The organism is uncultured Mycobacterium sp. (assembly GCF_964249325.1).
GTDB lineage: Bacteria > Actinomycetota > Actinomycetes > Mycobacteriales > Mycobacteriaceae > Mycobacterium.
Window position 1 is genome coordinate 5,603 of the sequence record NZ_CAXUCH010000119.1, and the last position, 2,032, is coordinate 7,634.

The 2,032-nt window shown below is 66.0% G+C and carries 1 protein-coding gene, 1 pseudogene and 1 riboswitch (2 of these 3 cut by a window edge); of the genes and pseudogenes, one reads left to right on the top strand and one right to left on the bottom strand.

The window, feature by feature from the left end:
- A pseudogene (locus ACFE99_RS15320) lies at window positions 1-148 on the bottom strand (PAS and ANTAR domain-containing protein) (it extends 499 nt beyond the left edge of the window).
- Between the two features lie 168 nt (window positions 149-316).
- Window positions 317-426: riboswitch (TPP riboswitch) on the top strand.
- Here ACFE99_RS15320 and thiC point away from each other — a divergent pair.
- Window positions 417-2,032 carry the 5' portion of a phosphomethylpyrimidine synthase ThiC gene (gene thiC, locus ACFE99_RS15325; protein WP_375486704.1) on the top strand. 796 nt of this gene lie beyond the right edge of the window, so 1,616 of the gene's 2,412 nt are visible here — the first part of the coding sequence; the start codon lies at window positions 417-419; its stop codon lies beyond the right edge, outside the window. Its footprint overlaps the riboswitch before it by 10 nt.

Below are 2,032 nucleotides of genomic sequence, written 5' to 3' on the forward strand. Positions count from 1 at the left end.
GCGACAACATCAGCTCGGGTGCCGGCTGCACCGACCCGGGCTCGTAGCCGTGCATTCTGGCTACCTCGTCGGACCACTCCCAGCGCTGGCCGATAAACCAAAAGCGGAAGGCGCCCACGTTCAGGTACTTGCCGGCGACCGACGCCATCGCCGCAGCCACCGGTTTGCTGTCCGGGGGTGTGCCTGCGCTATTGGGCTTGTGTTGCACGTTCGTGATCATCCCACGCCAGGCACCTGGCAGCCACACTCGCAGGGCCGCATCGCCCTCCATCGTCGGGGTGTGCACCGCTGTCGTGCTGCGCTAGCGTGGACACCATCAAATCCACGCGGGAGCGCACGCCGAGTGCGCTGAGAGGACGGCTGGGGCCGTCGACCGTACGAACCTGACCGGGTAATGCCGTCGTAGGGAGATGCTCATGACCTCTGTTTCAGTCGACCCGTCCGTGACCACCGGCCCCATCGCCGGCAGCACCAAGGTCTACCGCGAGGTGGAGGTACCCGGCGGCGGGCCCAGACTGGACGTGCCGTTTCGACGGGTCCACCTGTCCAACGGCGAGCATTTCGATCTCTACGACACCTCTGGTCCCTACACCGATCCCGACGCGGTGATCGACGTGCACCGCGGGCTGCCGCCGCGCCCAGGTGTGGTGCGCGACCGCGGCACCCAGCTGCAGCGGGCCCGCGCCGGGGAGATCACCGCCGAAATGGTGTTCATCGCCGCCCGCGAAGGCATGCCCGCCGAGCTGGTGCGCGACGAGGTCGCCCGCGGGCGCGCGGTCATCCCGGCCAACCACAACCATCCCGAGAGCGAGCCGATGATCATCGGCAAGGCGTTCGCGGTGAAGGTCAACGCCAACATCGGCAACTCGGCAGTGACGAGCTCGATCGCAGAAGAAGTCGACAAGATGGTGTGGGCCACCCGCTGGGGCGCCGACACAATCATGGATCTGTCCACCGGCAAGGACATTCACGAGACCCGGGAGTGGATTCTGCGGAATTCGCCGGTGCCGGTCGGCACGGTGCCGATCTATCAGGCGCTGGAAAAAGTCAAGGGCGATCCCACCGAGTTGACCTGGGAGATCTACCGCGACACCGTGATCGAGCAGTGCGAGCAGGGTGTCGACTACATGACCGTGCACGCCGGGGTGCTGCTGCGGTATGTGCCGCTGACCGCCGAGCGGGTCACCGGAATCGTGTCGCGCGGCGGGTCGATCATGGCGGCCTGGTGCTTGGCACATCACCAAGAGTCGTTCCTGTACACGCATTTCGACGAGCTGGCCGATATCTTCGCCCGTTATGACGTGACGTTCTCACTGGGCGACGGGCTGCGGCCGGGATCGATCGCCGACGCCAACGACGCCGCCCAGTTCGCCGAGCTGCGCACCCTGGGCGAGCTGACCAAGATCGCGAAAGCCCGTGGCGCCCAAGTGATGATCGAAGGCCCCGGGCACATCCCGATGCACAAGATCGTCGAGAACGTGCGGCTGGAAGAAGAGCTGTGCGAGGAGGCGCCGTTCTACACGCTTGGCCCGTTGGCCACCGACATCGCCCCGGCCTACGACCACATCACGTCGGCGATCGGCGCGGCGATCATCGCGCAGGCCGGCACCGCGATGCTGTGCTACGTCACCCCAAAAGAACACCTGGGCCTGCCGGACCGCAAGGACGTCAAGGATGGGGTGATCGCCTACAAGATCGCCGCGCACGCGGCGGATCTGGCCAAGGGCCACCCACGCGCCCAGGAGCGCGATGATGCGTTGAGCACAGCACGTTTCGAGTTCCGGTGGAACGACCAGTTCGCGTTGTCGCTGGATCCCGACACCGCGCGCGAGTTCCACGACGAGACGTTGCCGGCCGAGCCGGCCAAGACCGCGCACTTCTGCTCGATGTGCGGGCCGAAGTTCTGCTCGATGCGCATCACTCAGGATGTTCGCGACTACGCCGCTCAGCATGGACTGGAAACCGAAGAGGACATCGAAGCTGTGCTGGCCGAGGGAATGGCCGAGAAGTCGCGCGAGTTCGCCGAGCACGG